The 17,204-nt window shown below is 34.8% G+C and carries 20 protein-coding genes; 17 read left to right on the top strand and 3 right to left on the bottom strand.

Annotated features, from left to right (window positions below; genetic code table 11):
• The first annotated feature begins 192 nt into the window (after positions 1 to 192).
• The 4 genes from E1750_RS00770 to E1750_RS00755 all read left to right on the top strand — a co-directional run bounded on the left by E1750_RS00770 (position 193) and on the right by E1750_RS00755 (position 2,968).
• On the top strand, positions 193 to 426 hold the full coding sequence (locus tag E1750_RS00770) for a helix-turn-helix transcriptional regulator (protein WP_133274919.1): 234 nt from the start codon (positions 193 to 195) through the stop codon (positions 424 to 426).
• Positions 419 to 745: a HipA N-terminal domain-containing protein gene (locus E1750_RS00765; RefSeq protein WP_133274918.1), complete on the top strand. Its 327-nt coding sequence runs from the start codon at positions 419 to 421 to the stop codon at positions 743 to 745. Before E1750_RS00770 ends, E1750_RS00765 begins: the two co-directional genes overlap by 8 nt.
• The gene (locus E1750_RS00760) at positions 732 to 1,754 is read left to right on the top strand and encodes a HipA domain-containing protein (protein ID WP_133274917.1); all 1,023 of its coding nucleotides are present in this window, start codon (positions 732 to 734) and stop codon (positions 1,752 to 1,754) included. The genes E1750_RS00765 and E1750_RS00760 overlap by 14 nt, the downstream gene beginning before the upstream one ends.
• A 173-nt stretch (positions 1,755 to 1,927) precedes the next feature.
• Positions 1,928 to 2,968 (top strand): agmatine deiminase family protein, encoded by a 1,041-nt coding sequence (locus E1750_RS00755; protein WP_133274916.1) that lies wholly within the window; start codon positions 1,928 to 1,930, stop codon positions 2,966 to 2,968.
• Positions 2,969 to 3,044: 76 nt separating this feature from the next.
• On the opposite strand, the gene E1750_RS00750 is transcribed toward E1750_RS00755, so the two are convergent.
• Complete coding sequence (locus E1750_RS00750) at positions 3,045 to 5,048, bottom strand: M1 family metallopeptidase (RefSeq protein WP_165697986.1); 2,004 nt, start codon at positions 5,046 to 5,048, stop codon at positions 3,045 to 3,047.
• A 176-nt stretch (positions 5,049 to 5,224) separates the two neighbouring features.
• Here E1750_RS00750 and E1750_RS00745 point away from each other — a divergent pair, with 176 nt between their 5' ends.
• A complete protein-coding gene (locus tag E1750_RS00745; RefSeq protein WP_133274915.1) occupies positions 5,225 to 6,076 on the top strand; it encodes an aldose 1-epimerase family protein in 852 nt (283 codons plus the stop codon).
• Between the two features lie 2 nt (positions 6,077 to 6,078).
• Positions 6,079 to 6,636, top strand: a complete 558-nt coding sequence (locus E1750_RS00740; protein ID WP_133274914.1) for a GNAT family N-acetyltransferase — start codon at positions 6,079 to 6,081, stop codon at positions 6,634 to 6,636.
• A 62-nt stretch (positions 6,637 to 6,698) separates the two neighbouring features.
• Here the strand turns inward: E1750_RS00740 and E1750_RS00735 are convergent, their stop codons facing one another.
• A complete protein-coding gene (locus tag E1750_RS00735) occupies positions 6,699 to 6,929 on the bottom strand; it encodes a VF530 family protein (protein ID WP_133274913.1) in 231 nt (76 codons plus the stop codon).
• Between the two features lie 69 nt (positions 6,930 to 6,998).
• On the opposite strand from E1750_RS00735, the gene smpB reads away from it, so the two are divergent.
• The 3 genes from smpB (at position 6,999) to E1750_RS00720 (ending at position 9,337) form a co-directional block, all read left to right on the top strand.
• A complete protein-coding gene (smpB, locus tag E1750_RS00730; protein WP_133274912.1) occupies positions 6,999 to 7,451 on the top strand; it encodes an SsrA-binding protein SmpB in 453 nt (150 codons plus the stop codon).
• 75 nt (positions 7,452 to 7,526) lie between these two features.
• On the top strand, positions 7,527 to 8,168 hold the full coding sequence (locus tag E1750_RS00725) for a hypothetical protein (RefSeq protein ID WP_133274911.1): 642 nt from the start codon (positions 7,527 to 7,529) through the stop codon (positions 8,166 to 8,168).
• A 119-nt stretch (positions 8,169 to 8,287) separates the two neighbouring features.
• Positions 8,288 to 9,337: a Fic family protein gene (locus E1750_RS00720; protein ID WP_133274910.1), complete on the top strand. Its 1,050-nt coding sequence runs from the start codon at positions 8,288 to 8,290 to the stop codon at positions 9,335 to 9,337.
• Between the two features lie 86 nt (positions 9,338 to 9,423).
• Here E1750_RS00720 and E1750_RS00715 read toward each other — a convergent pair whose 3' ends face one another.
• Positions 9,424 to 10,065: a protein-L-isoaspartate(D-aspartate) O-methyltransferase gene (locus E1750_RS00715; protein WP_133274909.1), complete on the bottom strand. Its 642-nt coding sequence runs from the start codon at positions 10,063 to 10,065 to the stop codon at positions 9,424 to 9,426.
• A 132-nt stretch (positions 10,066 to 10,197) separates the two neighbouring features.
• On the opposite strand from E1750_RS00715, the gene E1750_RS00710 reads away from it, so the two are divergent.
• The 8 genes from E1750_RS00710 to E1750_RS00675 all read left to right on the top strand — a co-directional run bounded on the left by E1750_RS00710 (position 10,198) and on the right by E1750_RS00675 (position 17,124).
• Positions 10,198 to 11,184 carry a Gfo/Idh/MocA family protein gene (locus E1750_RS00710; RefSeq protein WP_133274908.1) on the top strand — a complete coding sequence of 329 codons (987 nt, stop codon included), beginning with the start codon at positions 10,198 to 10,200 and terminating at the stop codon, positions 11,182 to 11,184.
• Between the two features lie 76 nt (positions 11,185 to 11,260).
• A complete protein-coding gene (locus E1750_RS00705) occupies positions 11,261 to 12,157 on the top strand; it encodes a 3-hydroxyacyl-CoA dehydrogenase family protein (protein ID WP_133274907.1) in 897 nt (298 codons plus the stop codon).
• 8 nt (positions 12,158 to 12,165) lie between these two features.
• A complete protein-coding gene (locus E1750_RS00700; protein ID WP_133274906.1) occupies positions 12,166 to 12,696 on the top strand; it encodes a hypothetical protein in 531 nt (176 codons plus the stop codon).
• Positions 12,681 to 13,349: a YggS family pyridoxal phosphate-dependent enzyme gene (locus E1750_RS00695; protein WP_133274905.1), complete on the top strand. Its 669-nt coding sequence runs from the start codon at positions 12,681 to 12,683 to the stop codon at positions 13,347 to 13,349. The genes E1750_RS00700 and E1750_RS00695 overlap by 16 nt, the downstream gene beginning before the upstream one ends.
• Positions 13,350 to 13,426: 77 nt before the next feature.
• Positions 13,427 to 14,788, top strand: coding sequence for an exonuclease domain-containing protein (locus E1750_RS00690; protein ID WP_133274904.1), 1,362 nt, complete (start codon positions 13,427 to 13,429; stop codon positions 14,786 to 14,788).
• A gap of 15 nt (positions 14,789 to 14,803) precedes the next feature.
• Positions 14,804 to 15,640, top strand: coding sequence for an ion transporter (locus E1750_RS00685; RefSeq protein WP_133274903.1), 837 nt, complete (start codon positions 14,804 to 14,806; stop codon positions 15,638 to 15,640).
• Between the two features lie 153 nt (positions 15,641 to 15,793).
• A complete protein-coding gene (gene miaA, locus E1750_RS00680; RefSeq protein WP_133274902.1) occupies positions 15,794 to 16,705 on the top strand; it encodes a tRNA (adenosine(37)-N6)-dimethylallyltransferase MiaA in 912 nt (303 codons plus the stop codon).
• A gap of 89 nt (positions 16,706 to 16,794) precedes the next feature.
• On the top strand, positions 16,795 to 17,124 hold the full coding sequence (locus E1750_RS00675) for a translation initiation factor (protein ID WP_133274901.1): 330 nt from the start codon (positions 16,795 to 16,797) through the stop codon (positions 17,122 to 17,124).
• Positions 17,125 to 17,204: the final 80 nt, after the last annotated feature.

The following is a 17,204-nucleotide window of genomic DNA, read 5'->3' as shown; positions in this document are numbered from 1 at the left end:
ATGTTTTAGTCCTTTTTTTGTTGCCTAATTCTTTTTAAAATTTATAAATTATACCCTAAATAGTATAATTTTTAAAAACAAATACTTTTTATGTTTTTAAGGGTATAAATATTTAATAAAAATAATAAAATATATCAAATAAGGTATTATTTTTTAAAAAAATAGTACATTTGTACTTTAAAAGGTATAAAAATGAAGGAAAATCTAAATCATATCAGTATTCACGTTAAGGCAAAACGAAAACAAAACAAACTAACACAACCCGAATTAGCGCTTAAAGCTGGGGTTGGTTTGCGATTTGTAAGAGATTTAGAACAAGGAAAAAACAGCTTGCGAATGGACAAAGTAAACGACGTACTGCGATTATTTGGAGAAACATTAGGAGTAGTCCAGATGGATCGAGGTAAATTATTAGGAAATGAATAGAAGTGGAAAAGTATATATGAAAAATGTTTTCTGTGGCGTAGTAAGCGAAACTGACGCTGGCTATTTATTTGAATATAACCAAGACTATGTACAAAATGACCAAGCACAAGCAGTAAGTTTGACTTTACCGCTAACCGAAAAACCCTATCAAAGCAAAACATTATTTGCTTTTTTTGACGGATTAATCCCCGAAGGATGGCTTTTAGACCTAGCCGAAAGAAATTGGAAAATAAACTATAAAGACAGAATGGGACTGCTCCTCAGCTGCTGTAAAGATTGCATTGGAGCCGTAAGCGTTGTAAACAATGAAGAATTATAAAAAGAAATATTTAGCAAGATTAGAAAACAAAACCGCAGAAGTTCAAGAAAAAGAACCTTTCTATGGTAGAAGGTGCTTGCATTGTTATGAACCTCTTTTTGACCCTACTTCCGATTTTCACGAAGCTTGCAACAAACGTTTTTTTGGACAACTAAAAACCCCTCAATTGGGGTACAGTTTAGATAATTTGCAAGAATTGGCTACACAAGTAATCCAAAGTCAAATGGCGGTTACGGGTGTTCAAGCCAAAGTATCGTTGAGTTTATACAGAAAACAAGATAAAAATTTAACCAAAAAATTGACCATCGTTGGGCTTTATGGCGATTACATCCTAAAACCTCCATCCGAACATTATGCACAATTGCCCGAATTAGAAAGTGTCACAATGCATATGGCTGCTGTTTGTGGCATAAACGTAGTTCCGCATAGCCTAATCCATTTGCAAGATAGCACTTTGTGTTATATCACCAAACGTGTCGATAGAACCCGAAAAGGAAAACTACAGATGGAAGATATGTGCCAACTCAGCGAACGACTTACCGAAGACAAATACAAAGGAAGTCACGAACAAGTAGCTAAATTGGTCTTGAAATATTCCTCCAATCCTTTGCTTGATGTTAGTAATTTTTATGAACAGGTTTTGTTTAGTTTTTTTACAGGAAACACCGATATGCATTTGAAGAATTTCTCGCTTTTAGAAAAAGAAGGACAAGGTTTGAGTTTGTGTCCTGGGTATGATTTAGTGCCAACAGCATTAGTAAACCCAGCAGACACCGAAGAATTAGCCTTAACCCTAAACGCAAAAAAGAGAAAACTAAATTACAATGATTTTCTTGCTGCTTATGAAAATGGTGGTTTAAATAAGAAAGTTTTAGACAATACTTTAGAACTTTTTCAGTATTGCAAACCCGAAATGGAAGCCGTTTTAGCAAAAAGTTTTGTAAGCGAGGAATACAAAGAAAACTATAATACTCTACTAAATAATAGGTATAAACAGTTAGGTTTGTAATAAAAAAAGGACTGGAACGCTAGTTGTTTTGGTCCTTTTTTGTTGGGTTTATTTAATAAGAATAAAAAAAATCAAGACTCCACAATAAAACCACCCCAAATTTATCAATCCTTCTAATTTTTATAATCCTTACGAATGTTTATATTTGTGCTCATTAATTTTAGTTTCGTTTTATGACCACTACAAACAGACGTTTCCCCGCTGAATGGGAAAAACAAGAAGGAATTTTATTGTGTTTTCCGCATAATGGCAAAGATTGGCCAGGGAAATACGAAGCTATTCAATGGGCTTTTGTAGAATTTATCAAAAAAGTGGCTACTTTCGAAAAAGTATTTTTGGTCGTTGCCGATGAAAAGCTAAAGGCAAAAGTTTCGGAAATGTTAGAAACAGCAACGGTTCAAATGACTAATGTTTCTTTCATCATTTATAAAACCAACCGAAGCTGGATGCGGGATTCGGGACCGATTATTGTTCAAAACGGAACCAAAAGAGAAGCTTTGAATTTCAATTTTAATGGTTGGGCCAAGTATAAAAACATTAATTTAGACAAGCAGGTTCCTGCAAAAGTGGGCGAATTTCTAAAACTTCCTATAACCCAAGTTTTATACAACGGAAAACCCGTAATTGTTGAAGGCGGAGCAATTGACACCAATGGAAAAGGAACTTTATTAACTTCGGAAGAATGTTTGATGCATCCAACAATTCAAGTTAGAAATCCTGGTTTTACCAAAGCAGATTACGAAGCGGTTTTCAAAGAATATTTGGGCATCACCAATGTGATTTGGTTGGGCGATGGCATCGAAGGCGATGATACTCACGGTCATATCGATGATTTGTGCCGTTTTGTAAACGAAGACACCATCGTTACCATTGTAGAACAAAATCCTAAAGACAACAATTACAAACCTTTGCAAGACAATTTAAAACGTTTGCAAAACGCAAAATTAGAAAACGGAAAATCGCCACAAATAGTGGAATTACCAATGCCAAAACGCATCGACTTTGATGGATTGCGATTGCCTGCCAGTTATGCCAATTTTTTGATTTTAAACCAATGTGTTTTGGTACCGACTTTTAATGATGCCAACGATAGAATTGCATTAAACATCATTGCCGATTGTTTTCCTGATAGAGAAATCATCGGAATTAATACCATCGATTTGATTTGGGGGTTTGGAACTTTGCATTGCTTGAGCCAGCAAATCCCTGCATAATATATAAAACTAATATCATTAAAAACCACAAATTAGCAGATTATCATTTGCCAATTTGCGGTTTTTATTTTCAACACTATTTATTTGATTTCCAAGCATTATTACTTTCGTTACAATCAGGAAAAACGTGATCCGGATCAATAACAATACTTTCTATTTCTTCAGTAGAATTATGTTTGAAAGTCCAATCTACATTTCTCTGCCAAATTTCAACAGGCAATTTTACCCTGCTTACTTTTCCGCTTTTTGTTTTGATATCCAAAATGACTGGCATCGCCATTTTTTCGTAATTCTCAATACTGATGACAGCTCCTAATTTGGGATTATTATCGACATATTGTACTTTATTTATACCTTGGTCTAAACGCCAATTATTGACAAACCAGCCTCTCCAAAACCAACTCAAATCTTCCCCAGCCACATTTTCCATCGTTCTAAAAAAATCATCTGGCGCCGGATGCTTGAATGCCCATCGTTCTACATAAGTTCGAAAAGCTAGATCGAAACGCTCAGAACCTAAAACATGTTCGCGTAAAACTACTAATGCAGCCCCTGGCTTTGAATATCCTAAAGTTCCAATGCTAGCTTCCTTCATATTATCGGGTGAACTCATTACTGGTTCCAGCTTTGGTGTTGTATATTTTTCAGCAAAAATGTGCAAATCTTCAGGTTTATCCTTATACTCTCCTTTATTAAAATCACCCGAACTTAATGAATTAATAAAAGTGTTAAAACCTTCATCCATCCAAGCGAATAAACGTTCGTTTGAACCCACAATCATAGGAAACCAAATATGACCAAATTCGTGATCCGTAACTCCCCATAAGTCGGCATTTTTGGATTTATAGCCGCAAAAAACAATTCCTGGATATTCCATTCCTCCAGCTATGCTTGCCACATTTGTAGCCGCCGGGTATGGATATTCAAACCATCTTTTCGAATAATTTTCAATTGATGTTTTTGTATATTCGGTGGACCTTCCCCATGCCTGATTTCCCTCACTTTCTATCGGATAAGCCGAAATTGCCATTGCTTTTTTTCCACTGGGCAAATTGATTCTAGCAGCATCCAAAATAAAAGCCGAAGACGATGCCCACGAAACATCGCGTGCATTTTTAATACTAAAACGCCAAGTTTTAGTTGTTTTGGATGCGGGATTAGAGGCATTTTTAACATCTTCCGCAGAACGAATGAGTACTGTAGTCTCACTTTTTGAAGCTTGCTCCCAGCTTTTCTGCTGTTCGATATTGTACACTTCTTTTGCATTTACCAATTCACCAGAACACACAACAAAATGATTCGATGGTGCAGTAATATTGATATCGAAATCCCCATATTCTAAATAAAATTCGGAGGCTCCCAAATATGGATTGGTATTCCATCCTGCAATATCATCATACACACACATTCTGGGATACCATTGCGCAATAGAGAAAATCTTACCATATTTTGTTCCTAATATACCCATTCTATCGGATCCTTCGTTTGGTGAAATAAAAGAAAAATCGATTTTAACTTTGACCTTTCCTCCTTTTGAGTTCAATTCCTGAGGAAGAAAAACTTGCATGCGAGTATCAGAAATTACAAATTTCGCCTCTTTTTCTGAAGAAACTCCTTTATTTGCGGATATGATTTTAACTGATTTTATTTTGAAACCGCCATCAAATTGCTGACCTTGAGCACCGTTTCTACTTCCAGTCAAAGGTACTAAAGCATTCCCACGAGAGTCATCTTTAAATAAATTTTGATCCAAATACATCCACAAAAAAGACATTTTGTCTGGACTATTATTGGTATAGGTTATTACACTTGTACCGGAAATTTCGTTTATTTCCTCATTTAATTTGGCTGTCAATTGGTAATCTACTCTGTTTTGCCAATATTCATAACCAGGTTGCCCACTTGCTGAACGAGTATTTGTTCCGTTTTTTGAATAAAAAAATGGTCCAAAAGCTTCGTTATAATTGTACTTTGAACTAGCATGATTTTGAGCAACCTGACTATTTTGTTGTGACCACAAGGTTGAAATCACAAATAATAATGCCAATTGGATTAAAGCTTTGCAAGGGTAGTTTTTCATTTTATAAATTTTTCAGAAGCAAATTAATGAAAAATAAACGTAGTACTAAAAGTAAAAGGCATATTTTGGGCAAATTTTTAATAATTATTTGTATTAAGACTATTTGATACTGCTATTCAAAATTTATAGAATATATTTACCTCGATAAAAAAGTATAACATAAATTGGATATTATTTTGACAACTACCATTTCTAATTCAAATCTTACCGCTCAAATTAAGCATTTGGGGGCTGAATTATTTTCTTTAAAAGATAAAGAAAACAAGGAGTATATTTGGGAAGGAAACCCAGTATTTTGGGGGAAACATTCTCCCGTTTTATTTCCAATCGTGGGGACATTAAAAAACAATTCTTATAAATATGATGAAAATGAATATCATTTGTCAAGACATGGTTTTGCCCGCGAAATGGAATTTAAATTGATTGAAAAATCTGAAAATAGTGCCACTTTTTCATTGGCTTCAACTTTAGAAACAAAAAAAGTCTATCCTTTTGACTTTGAATTGCAGATTTGCTATGTACTTGAAGAAAACAAATTGAACATTGACTATAAGGTAATCAACAAAAATGAAAAAATGATGCCGTTTTCAATAGGTGCACATCCAGCATTGGCAATGGTCGAAAATTTTGATAATTATAGTCTTGAATTTGATCAACAAGAAGTATTGAATTATCATTTATTGGAAGAGGGGTTAATTTCTAATACAACTAATAAACTTCCACTTCAGAACCGCCAACTTGTTTTGAACTATCAACTTTTCGAAAAAGATGCTTTGGTTTTTAAAGCCTTAAAATCTAAGTCGATTAGCATTTTAGAAAACACCAAACCTATTCTGAAAGTGAATTTCTCAGACTTTCCGAATTTAGGAATTTGGACTATGAAAGATGCGCCATTTTTATGTATTGAACCTTGGTTTGGTTATTCGGATACTTTAGATGAATATGATGATTTTTCAAAAAAAGAGGGAATTCAGCTTTTGGAGCAAAATCAAACATTCGAATCCAATTATAGTATCGAAATTTTATAGCTATGTTAGAAATTAATTTTAAACCTTTCCCCAATCTTGAAACAAAACGATTACTGCTAAGACGTCTTGAAAATGAAGATGTGAGCGAGATTTTTGCACTTCGGTCTGATCAAGAAGTGATGAAATACGTCCCCAGACCATTGGCAAAAACTCCACAAGACGCCTTGAACCATATTGCCATTATTAATGAAAAAATCGATTCAAATGAAGGGATAAATTGGGCAATTACCCTAAAAGACAATCCAAAACTCATTGGAATTATTGGTCATTACCGCATAAAACCAGAACATTTTCGAGCTGAAATCGGTTATATGTTACTCCCTGAATATCACGGAAAAGGAATCATTTCGGAAGCTATAAATGAGGTTGTAAAATATGGTTTTCAAGTGATGAAACTGCATTCGATTGAAGCCATAATTGATCCTGATAATATTGCTTCGGAGCGCGTTTTACAGAAAAATGGTTTTGTAAAAGAGGCGCATTTAAAAGAAAATGAATATTATGAAGGGCATTTTTTGGATACCGTTATTTATTCTATTTTGAATAAAAAACAATTTTGACTTATACTTTATTTTTTTAAAAGCCTTGAACAAAAACGACTAATGATTTCCTACCGCATCAATTAGGGCTTCAATTTCGGGATCGTTTTTATATAAAGTTCCTCCACTTTTTTTCGGGCCCAATCGGTTTTTCTGAGGAAAGTCAAACTCGATTTTATACTCGGATTATCATTAAAACACTTTATTTTTATCAATTCTCCTAAAGTGTCAAATCCGTAAAAATCGACTAATACTTCCAATATTCTTTGTAATGTGATACCGTGCAGCGGATCTTTTGATTGTTGTTTTTCCATTGTACAAATTTACGCATTTTTCTATATTTCTTTGGTGTTTCATACATTTGTATCTACATTTGCCGTCCGATGCTAAAAACAATCAACATACTCAACAAAAGAGCCCGTTTCGATTATGAAATAATCGAAAAATTTACGGCCGGAATCGTTTTGGCGGGTACCGAGATAAAATCTATTCGCTTGGGAAAAGCCAATATTACAGAGAGCTTTTGCGAATTTAGTGGAACCGAACTTTTCGCCATTAATACGTATATTGAAGAATATGCTTTTGGCAACCAATTCAACCACAAGGCCAGAAGTGAACGTAAACTTTTACTCAACAAAAGAGAATTAAAAAGTTTAGCCCGAAGTGTTCAAGCCAAAGGCTTAACCATTGTTCCTTTGAAATTGTTTACTAATGAAAAAGGAATGGCTAAACTAGAAATTGGTCTTTGCAAAGGAAAGAAGACCTATGACAAACGAGAATCGCTCAAGGAACAGGATACCAAACGAGATCTTGACCGAATCAAAAAATCATTTTAGATTAATTTTCTATTTCAACATTATTTTCTGATTTAATTGCTATTTTTACTTCCAATAATTTTTAACAAAAAAAATATGAAAAAGTTTTTTATTGCACTGTCAATTGTTTTTTTAGCTAGTTGTAGTAGTGGTACGGCCATCGTGAGCAGTTGGAGAGATCCAGATACTTCGAATGCAAATACCGAATACAAAAAAATCCTGGTAGTTGCTTTGGTGAAAAATGAAGCTACAAGAAGAATCACCGAAAACAGAATTGCTTCGATTGGTCCAAAGTTTCATTCTTCGTATGCACTTTTGAATGGTACGAGTTTAGATTTATCTAAAGATCAAAAATTGAAAATTCTCAAAGACGAAAACTACGACGCCGTAGTAACTATGCGTCTAGTTGACACTATGAAAGAAACAGAATATGTCCCTGGTACTAACACTTCTATGTACTACGGCGGATATGGCGGAATGTACGGTGGATACGGTGCTTATGGCGGTTTTGGTGGGTGGTATGGAATGTATTCTCCGGTATATTACGACCCAGAATATTACCAAGAAACAACTTCATACTTGGTTGAAACTAATGTATTTTCGTTAAAATCAGACAAACTGATTTGGACTGGAACAACAAAATCTTCTTCAGGATCCGATATTGGTCTTTTGGTTGACAGCATCATCGCAACAGTTATGCAAGAAATGAAAAAGGATGGATTTATTCCCAAAAAATAATATTTCAATCTAAAAAAGGATTGTCTAAAAAATAATACTTAAAAAATTTAGGTATTATTTTTTTTTATTTTAAATTTATGACTAAATTTGTCAAGACAAAATAATTCACATTAAATAATATGAAAACACTACTAAAAAATGCAAGAGAAAAAAAAGGGCTTAAGACCAGAGAAGTGGCACAACTTTTAGGCATTGATCAAGCATTAATCAGTAAATTCGAAAATGGAACAAGAAAACCAACCAAAGATCAAGTAGTCAAGTTGGCTTCCTTACTCGAAATCGACTTTGAAACCTTAATGATAAATTGGCTCAAAGAAAAAATTATTTATGAAATTGGACAAGATGAATTTGCTCTAAAGGCGATGAACTTAGTCCAAGAAGAAATTGCGAACAGCTACGTCACCATCAAAAAGTCCATTTCTAAAAACTTGTCTGCCATTCTTGAAGAAATAGATGTTTTAAAAACCAAACTAGATCAATTTCGTCAGTTTGACAGCTATAGAATTGCTCAAGCATTGGAACTTGAATATACTTTTGAAAGTAATAGAATCGAAGGAAATACAATGACACTTCGCGAAACTGATTTGGTCATCAACGAAGGCTTGACCATTTCTGGAAAAAGTATGCGAGAACATCTTGAAGTTATTAATCACCAAGAAGCGATTGCCTATATCAAGCATTTGATGGAGAAAAACACTCCTCTGAATGAGCGCGAAGTTTTGTCTATTCATAACTTAATTTTGCGCGGTATTAATCCTGAAGATGCGGGTCGTTACCGAAGGGTTCAGGTGATGATCAAAGGAAGTTCTTACATGCCTCCACAACCTTTTTTGGTTTCCGCAGCAATGGAAGATTTTTTTATTTGGTATGAAACCCATAAAAACGCCTTGCATCCGATAGTTTTGGCAGCAGAACTTCACGAACGTTTGGTCACCATTCATCCTTTTATTGATGGAAATGGCAGAACTTCGCGTTTGGTAATGAATCTAATTTTGTTGCAAAACGGCTATGTAATTGCCAATATAAAAGGTGATTATGATTCGAGAATGCAATATTACAATGCATTAGAAATTGCTCAAACTCAAAAAAACAAAGAAGATTTTCTGTTGTTTATAGCTCAAATCGAGAAAGAAAGTTTGACCCGTTATCTTGAAATCATTGGCCAATAAAAAATCCCGTCAAGTTCCAAAAGACAAGACGGGATTTTGATTTATTACAAATGAGTTAATACTCCTTCGTTGAAATGACAAAATGATTAATTTTTATTTTCCAATAAAGGAACAAATTTAAAATCTCCAAATTCATGTTTTTCAAATTGTTTTTCATTTTTTCGGATGAGTAAAGTCATAATTTGAGTTTCTTCACCAAGCGGAATAACAAGCCTTCCTCCTATTTTTAGCTGAGCCATCAATGCATGAGGTATGTTAGGAGCGCCCGCCGTAACGATAATACCATCAAAAGGAGCGTGTTCGGGGAGCCCTTTATAACCGTCTCCAAATGAAAGATGTTTGGGTCTAATGCCTAATTTTGGTAACAAATTCTGTGTTTTTTTAAATAATTTCACTTGTCTTTCTACACTGTAAACAGTTGCTCCCAACAGACACAAAACTGCAGTTTGATAGCCTGAACCAGTACCAATTTCTAGAATTTTTTGACCTTTCTTAACCTCTAATAACTGAGTTTGAAATGCCACAGTATATGGTTGTGAAATGGTTTGTTCCGCATCTATTGGAAAGGCTTTGTCTTGGTAGGCAAAATTTTCAAAACTTGAATCTATGAAAAGATGTCGTGGAATCGTATTAATTGCCGACAAAACAGTTGCATCTCGAATTCCTTTTTCTTTCAAAAGTTTTACCAATTGATTACGAAGCCCTTGGTGTTTGTCAGTGTTTTTCAAAATTTGTAATGATTATTTTCGGTAAAAATAGACTTTAAAATTTCAAAAATCAAGTAAGAATTTCCAAAACTTTAAAGAACAAATTTTAGACAATACGCAAATAAATTATACATTTGTTAAAAATCATTTTTTATGTTAAAAGTAGGCGTTTTAGGTGCTGGCCACCTTGGTAAAATACATTTAAGATTATTACAACAATCTGAAAAATATGAATTAGTTGGTTTTTATGACGAAAATCAAGAAAACGGAGAAAAAGTTGCCAAGGAATTTGGCTATAAACAATTCCATACCATTGCGACTTTAATCCACGCCGTCGATGTAATTGATATCGTGACTCCTACACTTTCGCATTTCAAATGTGCCAAAGTTTCCATCAAATCGGGTAAACACGTTTTTATTGAAAAACCCATTTCAAATACCGTTGCCGAAGCCGAAGAAATCATTGCATTAGCCAAGGAATATAATGTAAAAGGTCAAGTGGGTCACGTCGAAAGATTTAATCCTGCGTTCAAAGCTACAAAGGATATGATCGAGAAACCGATGTTTATAGAAACCCACCGATTGGCAGAATTCAATCCTCGTGGCACCGATGTTCCTGTGGTTTTGGATTTAATGATTCACGATATTGATGCTATTTTGAGTGTTGTAAACTCGAAAGTCAAAGAAATTCACGCTAGCGGAGTTTCTGTCATAAGTGAAACTCCTGATATTGCCAATGCTCGAATTGAGTTCGAAAATGGTTGTGTGGCCAATTTAACCGCCAGCCGAATTTCAATGAAAAATATGCGTAAATCGCGTTTCTTTCAGAAAGACGCCTATATTTCGGTAGATTTTTTAGAGAAAAAATGTGAGGTGGTAAAAATGAAAGACGCACCAGAAACTCCGGGAGATTTTGACATTATTCTTCAAAATGCTGAAGGTGTAAAAAAGCAAATCTACTTTTCGAATCCAGATGTGGAGCAAAACAACGCCATCCTAGAAGAATTGGAAACTTTTGCTGACGCCATCAATAATGACACTACGCCTATTGTAACTTTGGAACAAGCGACCGAAGCTTTACGTGTGGCGTATCAGATTATTGATTGTTTTGGCCCCCCAACCCCCAAAGGGGGAGTTTAATCCTTAAATAAATTGTAAATTAAAATCCTATTCACCTCTAGTAGGAATTCCCCCTTCGGGGGTTAGGGGGCTTATTATGAAAACAATAGCCGTCATCGGAGCAGGAACAATGGGCAACGGAATTGCACATACTTTTGCTCAAAGTGGTTTTACCGTAAAATTAATCGATTTATCCGAAAAATCATTAGATAAAGGAATGGCAACTATTTTTGCCAACTTAGACCGAATGGTTGCAAAAGGAACCATTACTGAAGAAGAAAAATTCAAAACCATCAATAATATCATCACTTATACCGACATTAAAGACGGTGTTGTTGGCGTAGATTTGGTGGTTGAAGCAGCTACCGAAAACGTAGAATTAAAACTCAATATTTTCAAGCAATTGAACGAAGTTTGTTCGCATAATACGATTTTGGCTACCAACACTTCTTCTATTTCTATTACGCAAATTGGTGCTGTTGTTGCTCATCCGGAACGCGTTATTGGAATGCATTTTATGAATCCGGTGCCCATTATGAAATTGGTCGAAATCATTCGAGGTTACAATACGAGTGATGAAGTGACCAAAATCATTATGACCTTATCCGAAAAACTGGGTAAAACTCCCGTTGAAGTCAACGATTATCCGGGTTTTGTAGCCAACAGAATTTTGATGCCAATGATAAACGAAGCCATCGAAACTTTATACAACAAAGTAGCTGGCGTTTATGAAATTGATACCGTGATGAAACTAGGAATGGGACATCCAATGGGACCATTGCAATTAGCCGATTTTATTGGTCTCGACGTATGTTTAGCCATTTTAAATGTAATGTACGACGGTTTCAAAAACCCGAAATATGCACCTTGTCCGTTATTGGTCAATATGGTTCGTGCCAGAAAATTGGGCGTGAAATCGGGTGAAGGCTTCTATGATTACAGCGAAAGTAAGAAAGCTGAGAAGATTGCGAAACAGTTTATCTCTTCTAAGTAATTTTAATTATGAGAACATTTGAAACTGAATTTAAAAGTTTTCACCAACGTCTTTTTAATTTAAAAACCTTTACCTTTTTAGCATCGTTTATATTTTTCACATATTTAATTTTAAATTTTAAACTATTAACCCCTTCACAATCAATAATAATTCAATCGCTTTTTTCATTAATTTTTATTGTTTTCATTATTTTTGAAAGTAAAACCAATATTCATAAAATTACTCTAGATAACGAAAAAATCATACTTGAAGGTGAAACTTTTAATAAAAAATGGAAAAAATCAATTACTATAAAAGAAACCAAAATTATTTTAAAAGGAATACCATCTCGAAATGGTCTCTGTAGTGTGATTTTTTATTTAAAATTTAAAAATTTAAAAAACACCTATACTTTAAATAAATTTGAGACCTTTTCTGACGAAGAAATATTAGAAATATTTAATGAATTTAAAAAACTCAAGGAAGAAAAAATAATTTTAGACGAAAGGCTCGTAATATATAGAATCCAAGAAAAAATAGAAAAATGTCCATTTCGATAAACCTCCTCAAAATAAAATCTTCTTTACCATCAACCGTAACTCTTGTTGCTGTTTCTAAAACCAAACCGATTCCCGATTTGATGGAAGCTTATAATGCGGGTCAACGTATTTTTGGTGAAAACAAAATCCAAGAAATGGCCGAGAAATGGGAAGCGATGCCAAAAGATATCGAGTGGCATATGATTGGTCACGTTCAAACGAATAAGGTCAAATTTATGGCACCGTTTGTGAGCTTAATTCACGGCGTGGATAGTTTGAAATTACTGCACGAAATCAACAAACAGGCACAAAAAAACAATAGAATTATCGACTGTTTATTGCAAGTTTATATTGCCGAAGAAGAAAGCAAATTTGGACTTGATGAAGAAGAATTAGCAGGAATTATTCGTTTCATCACACAAAACAACGAAATCTATAAAAACATTCGAATCGTTGGATTAATGGGAATGGCAACTTTCACAGATAATCAAAACCAAATCAAGAAAGAATTCACGCATTTGAAATCGATTTTTGATAGGATCAATCAACTTCCAACTTCTAACTTCCAACTTCTAACTTTATCAATGGGAATGTCTGGCGATTATCAACTCGCCATTGAATGCGGAAGCACGATGGTTCGGATAGGAAGTAGTATCTTTGGGGGACGAATTTGATTTTTGACTGAAGATTAACGATTTTTGAAGTCAGATTTGACAACTGAATACTAAAAACTGAACACCGAACACTTATTTTGTACGCAATACTCGACATAGAAACCACCGGAGGACAATTCAACGAAGAAGGAATTACGGAAATTGCCATCTATAAATTTGACGGTCACGAAATCGTGGATCAGTTCATCAGTTTGGTCAATCCAGAAATTCCGATTCAGCCTTTTGTAGTGAAATTGACTGGCATCAATAATGCAATGTTGCGCTCTGCACCCAAGTTTTTTGAAGTGGCCAAAAGGATTATCGAAATGACATACGATTGCGTTCTTGTAGCCCACAATGCCGATTTCGATTATCGAATTCTTCGCACTGAATTTAGTCGACTGGGTTATGATTTTAATGTAAAAACGCTCTGCACTGTTGAGCTTTCGCAACGCTTACTGCCAGAACAACCTTCGCATAGTTTAGGGAAATTGGTTCGTGCTTTGGGAATACCTATGGCCGACAGACATCGTGCCAATGGCGATGCGATGGCAACTGTAAAACTCTTTAAATTATTACTTGAAAAAGACATTGAAAAAACAATTGTCACCGAGTTAATCAAAACGGAAATCAAAAAAGGAATTGCTCCAAAATTATTAGACATTGTGCAAAATATGCCCTCGAGAACTGGGGTTTATTACATTCATAATGATCAAGGAAACCTCATTTATATTGGCAAAAGTCGCAACATCAAAAAAAGAATCAACCAGCATTTCACAGGAAATACAACCAAATGTAAAAAGATTCAAAACGAAGTTTTTGATGTTACTTATGAAGAAACAGGCAGTGAACTCATCGCTCTATTAAAAGAAAGCGAAGAAATAAAAATTCATAAACCCATCCTGAATCGGGCGCAACGCAAAAGTATTTTCCAATTGGCATTGTATGCTGAACAGGACAAAAAAGGCTACTTGAATCTGAAAATTCAAAAATTCGATGGTAGAAAAAAAGAAATTACTTCTTTTTCGTCGCTGCAAGAAGCGAAAAACACGCTATTTCACATTACGACCAAATACCAATTGTGTCAAAAACTAAACGGTCTTTATCAAACCAAAAAAGAATGTTTTCAATACGGAATCAAAGAATGTGATGGTGCTTGTATCGGGGCAGTATCTGCCGAAGAGTATAACAGTAGAGTGAATACATTTCTAGAAGAATGGAATTACAAAACTCAAAATATGATTCTCATTGACAAAGGGCGGAACATTAGCGAACGTTCTGCTGTATTAATAGAAAATGGAATTTACAGAGGTTTTGCATTCTATGAGTTGAACTATCAAATTACAAATCCGTCGATTCTGCACAACATTCTTACACCGATGCAAAACAATCGAGATGCCAAGAATATCATTCAAAGCTATATGCGTAAGTCAAAAACCATCAAGATTATAAATTTTTAATCTAAATTTGGTACTATGTATAAACAAAAATCAAAGCTCAACCTGCTGCGGCAAAAAATCCATATCATCATTTATGGAACAAATACTGTCGCCGGAAGATTATTTGACCTGATTCTGCTTGGGCTCATTCTGTTGAGCGTTTTTTTGGTAATGCTCGAAACAGTCAAAGGATTTGATGTAAAATACCATCACGAACTCATTGTTTTAGAATGGATTATTACCGTTTTTTTTTCGCTTGAGTACTTACTAAGAATCTATACCACCAATCAACCTCGAAAATACATTTTCAGTTTCTTTGGTATTATCGATTTGCTTGCTATTTTACCGATGTATTTGTCCTTATTTTTCATAGGATCAAAAGTTTTTTCAGTCATCCGTGCGCTACGATTATTGCGATTATTCAAAATATTAAATCACCCAAAATTTACAGGACAATCACTCCATATTCAACAAGCATTGCGCGCCAGCCGCGGAAAAATAATTGTTTTTATCTATTTTGTTCTCATAAGCACCATAATTATAGGCTCAATAATGTACATAGTCGAGGGCGAAGAAAACGGATTTACAAGCATTCCAATCAGCATTTATTGGACAATTGTAACCCTTACTACCGTTGGGTACGGCGATATTTCACCCGCAACCCCTTTGGGACAATTCATCGCCTCGATGGTTATGATTCTCGGTTACGGCATCATTGCTGTGCCCACAGGAATCGTAACCGCCGAATTTTCCAAAACAAATACCGACAAAACAGCACCAGAAAAACAAGTTTGTGAAAATTGTGGCGTGGGGAATCATAATCCAAATGCAAAATTTTGTCATCGTTGTGGACATCCATTAACACTCGAATAATATGAAGCTATTTCCAGCTGTACACTGCAACTCCTCGTTGTTCAAGTTGTTTTTCTAAGGCATAAAAGGAGCTTCCTTTGGTCGCTCTTTTACACCAAGAAAAACTAACTTTCACCACTGCGGGGTTTCCGTTTCCATCTGGGCTAAAAAAATATGAAGTACTTAATTACCATCGTCGGACCAACAGCTATAGGAAAAACTTCCTTAAGCATTGCTTTGGCACAACATTTCAAATGCGAGATTATTTCTTGCGATAGCCGACAATTTTTCAAAGAAATGCAAATCGGCACAGCTGTACCGACTTCAGAAGAATTAGCGGATGCAAAACATCATTTTATCCAAAACAAATCGATTTTCGAGAATTATACCGTGGGCGATTTCGAAAAAGAAGCCATTGTCAAACTTGACGAATTGTTTTTGACCAATGATTATGCGGTTCTGGTTGGCGGTTCTGGTTTGTATGTCGATGCCGTTTTGAAAGGTTTTGACGATTTTCCCGAAATAGAGACTTCGGTTCGTGAGGAAGTTAAATCGAATTATGAAAAATTGGGTTTACATTATTTGCAAACCGAATTAAAAAAACTGGATCCCAATTATTTCGAAGTTGTTGCCAAAGAAAATCCACAACGTATGATGCGCGCTCTGGAAGTTTGCATCGGAACTGGAAAACCCTATTCCTCCTTTTTGAATCAAAAGAAAAATACTCGTAACTTTACTCCTATTCTCATTGGCTTGGAAGCCGATAGAAAAGTAATTTACGACCGAATCAATCTGCGTGTCGATCTTATGATGCAGGAAGGTTTATTGGCAGAAGCCGAAAAAATATTTCCGTATAAAGACTTAAATGCGCTACAAACGGTCGGATATAGAGAATTATTTCTTTACTTTGAAGGTAAAATCAGTTTGGAATTTGCTATCGAGGAAATCAAAAAAAACACGCGACGATTTGCCAAACGCCAACTTACTTGGTTCAAACGAAATGAAAAAACCAAATGGTTTGATTATCTTGAAAATAGAAATGAGATTACAAATTATATTGCAAAACAAATTCAGAACAATGTTTAAATTCCAAAAATGAAATTCCAAATTCCAATACTTCAATTTTGTAATTTGTTTTTTGAATTTTGGGTTTTATTTTTTACAATAAAAAATCTATGGACTTACAAGAACAACTGAAAAATTTATTTCCGGACCATATCGAATCGGAACCCGAAGAAGTTCCACAAGAAGATCACGTGCTCTACGTTCAAAAAGAACCGATGATTTGTAAATTCGAAAAGCGAAAAGGAAAAGCCACGACTATAATCGAAGGTTACGAAGGATCGGACGAAGATTTTAAAATTTTGGCTAAAGAAATTAAAACAAAACTGAGCGTTGGCGGCACCTTTAAAGACGATTCTATCATCATTCAAGGTGATTATCGCGATAAAATAATGCAAATGCTCAAAGAAAAAGGTTTTAAAGTAAAACGTGTTGGAGGATGAAAGCCCCCTAACCCCCAAAGGGGGAATTAAAAATTCACATTAAAATAAGGACAAAAATTAATCAAAGATTAATAACAATA

Source organism: Flavobacterium nackdongense, assembly GCF_004355225.1.
In the GTDB taxonomy this organism is placed as follows: Bacteria; Bacteroidota; Bacteroidia; order Flavobacteriales; family Flavobacteriaceae; genus Flavobacterium; species Flavobacterium nackdongense.
Note: the sequence above shows the minus strand (reverse complement) of the source record. Positions and strands in the feature narration are given on the sequence as shown.